General features: G+C 52.2%; 3 protein-coding genes. All 3 read right to left on the bottom strand.

Going from position 1 to position 3,129, the window contains the following annotated elements; translation table 11 throughout:
• Window positions 1-295 precede the first annotated feature (295 nt).
• Complete coding sequence (locus HMPREF1986_RS11445) at window positions 296-958, bottom strand: HAD family hydrolase (protein WP_021775007.1); 663 nt, start codon at window positions 956-958, stop codon at window positions 296-298.
• A gap of 523 nt (window positions 959-1,481) precedes the next feature.
• Window positions 1,482-2,279 (bottom strand): CPBP family intramembrane glutamic endopeptidase, encoded by a 798-nt coding sequence (locus tag HMPREF1986_RS11440; RefSeq protein ID WP_021775005.1) that lies wholly within the window; start codon window positions 2,277-2,279, stop codon window positions 1,482-1,484.
• Window positions 2,276-3,061: a YesL family protein gene (locus HMPREF1986_RS11435; protein ID WP_021775004.1), complete on the bottom strand. Its 786-nt coding sequence runs from the start codon at window positions 3,059-3,061 to the stop codon at window positions 2,276-2,278. The genes HMPREF1986_RS11440 and HMPREF1986_RS11435 overlap by 4 nt, the downstream gene beginning before the upstream one ends.
• Window positions 3,062-3,129 lie beyond the last annotated feature (68 nt).

Raw genomic sequence — 3,129 nt, 5'->3', positions numbered from 1 at the left:
ATGGAAGGCCGATAGGCCTGGAATGCGAATGGCGACGGCGATTGCGAAAGGGCGAAGCCCGGAGCGATCGACTTTTACAAAATCCATGCACAGCATTACATCCGGCGCATATAGACAGCCCGCGGAGAAAGGCACAGGCACACGGGCAGACGACGATTCTCTATAAATCATTGTCATTTTAACCCCCCCTGCATCCACCGTGCTGGCACGGGGCAACCACAAGGGCATCGGACAGGCTAAGCGTCATGAGCATGGAAGGCCGAAGGGCATCTGACATTCACGCAAGAGGCAGCATTTACGAAAAAACAAGGCTTTTCAGAAGCTCCGGGAGCTCCCGGATATCACAGAGCCTTGCGGCGGGCTCCTCCGCCTCTCCGAAGCCATAGGCCGCATGGATAAAGGGGATCCCCGCGCTGCGGGCCGCTCTTTCATCCATGACGGTATCCCCCACATAGAAGGCTCCCTCCCGGCTGATCCGGTTTCTCTCCATCAGAGTCGCGATATTCTCTCCCTTCCCCTTTCCGGTATTTCCAAAGCACTCGATATCCTGAAAGTCACCCTCCTCTCCCAAAGAAAGCCCTCCGCAGTGAAGCAGTGTCTCAATATATCCCTTCTGGCAGTTTGAGACGATATAGAGCCGGATCCCTTCCTCCCGAAGTATCCGAAGCATTTTCACCGTCCCCGGGTAGAAGCTCCCACTGTGCAGTGCCAAATAGGCATTCTCGTGCTGCATGCACTCCTCCATGATCCGGCAGCGCTCTCCCTGGAGGAGTCCCGGAAGCATCATCCGTCCGATTTCTTCCATGGTATGCCCCATATAGCGGTACATATCCTCTCTCGTAAGCGGCGCCTTTCTGCAGCCCGGATATCGGGACAGCACCTCATTCCAGGACTCCGTGACCGCCTCGGAGGAGTCCCAAAGCGTTCCGTCCACATCAAAGATTACCGATTTTTCCATCTCTCTCCCCCCGGAAGACGAGTCTCACCGCTTCCCTTATAAATGCGCACGCTTTTCCGGCATTCATTTCCCGTTCACACTTTGTTTCCAATTTGTTTACACCGAAAACATAGTTTATTCACTTCTGAAAACTATATTATACCCAGGATAACAAAGAGCAGTTATCCAGCCAAAAAGATTTTTTTCATAATACTCGGGCAGGGATCAAAGGATCCCTGCCCTCCTCCCATTTCAGGGATAAATTTCTGCCCCGCCGACAGGCGGGACTTTTTTATATCCGGGCGACAGAGGGAGAACAGCCTTTTAAGATTAAAGGTCTGCCCTCCTCCGCAGGCCGGAGGGAAAAGTTCATTTCCACTCTGAGGGGGCTCAGCGGATTTACTCTTTCACAAAATTCCACTAATCCCACTAATTCCACTTAACAAGGCATAGCATTTCTGCAGCTTGCAGCCGCCGGAAAGGGGTGTTGGCACAAGCGAAACGAATGCCTTCTCTCAAGCTGAAGCTTGAGGAACACCGCGCATCATCCCGCTTTTTGGGAAAGCTTTACAAGCTCCGGCATAAGATACATAAGAAGCACCGCTATCCCATTATTCAGAAAATGAAGTCCCATCGAAGCCAGGATATTCCGCTTCTTTTCATAGAGCCGGCAGAGCATGAAGGAAAGCGGCAGGTATACCATAATCGCCAGCATATCCCGGGGCTTTCCGCTGAGGATCGCAGCAAGACCGTGTACCAGGGAAAAAAGAATCATAGATGCCGCATAAGCGATGAGGCGTCCTCTCTGGCGGAGTCTCGCAAAGATGATGCCCCGGAAAACGGTCTCCTCAACGACCGGCGCAAAGATCAGCGCGAGGAAAATGACAACGAACTGCCAGGCTCTGCTCTGTCCGAAGATGCCGAAGATCTCCATCTGGTTTTGGTTTGTGACACCGATCTTTTGCATAAGGAGAGCCAGCGGGACATTGATGAGATATACAAGAAGATTGCAGAGCAGGATATAAGCGAAATTCCGAAACGGCCTCCGGAAGGCTCTTCCGATGCCGTCGGAGAGCTCCTCCCGTTTTACAAGAAGCACCTTACAAAGCATCAGCACATTGCCAAGAAAATAAAGGAGAAGATAGGGAAGAGTCTCCATCTTCCAGGGAGTGAAGCTCGATATAAGAGCAAGCAAAATACTGAGAAGCAGAAGATATCCCAGGAAATACCAAAGCAGAATACCCCGGTCTTCCTTCCAGCTGTTCCAAAGTTTCATAATCAAGTCCTTTCTCTCTATCCCTTCCCTGCAGCGATCGGCCCTCCCCGTTTTCGCATCCGTCAAAGCTCTTCCTCCTCCTGCTCTTCCTCTCCCCTCTTAAGATCCCGAAGAGCAGCGGAGAGGGAAGAGTCTTCCGCGCAGTCTTCCCGAGGCTCATCGCCCTCCTTCCAATTTTCGAGGATGGGGCGAAGCTCCTCCCCTCTCTCCTCCTTCGGAATGAGGCGGGCAAAAATTTTCTCAAAAAAGGCAGAATTCAGCCAGGCGACAGCCGGATACCCGATCAGAAAGAGAAGGGGTGTGAGGATGGGGATCCAATAGATGCTGGACAGCGAAACGAGGATGAGCGCGCCGTCCAGAAGCAGCATCAGGATGGTAAAGCCCAGATTTCCGACGGCAAGCAAAAGAGCGTTTTTCAGCGTGCGCCACAGGCTGTTCTCAAAGCGGGCGAGCACCGGCCAAAGATAGAGGAAAACGATGAGCCAAAGCATCGTGAGCATAAGGATCACGGCGTGAAAAAGCGTCCCCCAAGGCCTCGGGCCCCGGAAGATCCGGAAAAAGAAAAAGTGGTCCGCAAGGAGAAGAAGCCCCACAAGAAACATAAGAAGAAAAAGGCAGACGGCCTGGCGGAAATTCTCCTTAAAGCTTTTGAAAAACATGCGGATGACCCCATTGTCTTCTTCCCGTACGATTTTCATGGTGCAGTAGTAAAGCGCAGTCGTGGAAGCCCCGATCGTGAAAACGGGGAGGCAGCACAAAAGCCAAAGGAGATTGAGAAGCATCATGTCCGCAAGCCGTCCGATAAATCTCCAGACCGGATTGTCATAATTGAATAGTCCCTGAAACATCTCTATCCCCCGCTCTTTTGCCGCTTGCTCTTTGGATTACTCGGATTGCTCCGCGCTTCCCGCTCCCG

Origin of the sequence: Oribacterium sp. oral taxon 078 str. F0263, assembly GCF_000469565.1 — a bacterium.
Lineage (GTDB): Bacteria > Bacillota > Clostridia > Lachnospirales > Lachnospiraceae > Oribacterium.
Note: the sequence above shows the minus strand (reverse complement) of the source record. Positions and strands in the feature narration are given on the sequence as shown.

Bases quoted from the DNA above. Each gene is read 5' to 3' on its own strand.
- HMPREF1986_RS11445 (WP_021775007.1), bottom strand. From the start codon at position 958: ATGGAAAAATCGGTAATCTTTGATGTGGACGGAACGCTTTGGGACTCC.
- HMPREF1986_RS11435 (WP_021775004.1), bottom strand. From the start codon at position 3,061: ATGTTTCAGGGACTATTCAATTATGACAATCCGGTCTGGAGATTTATC.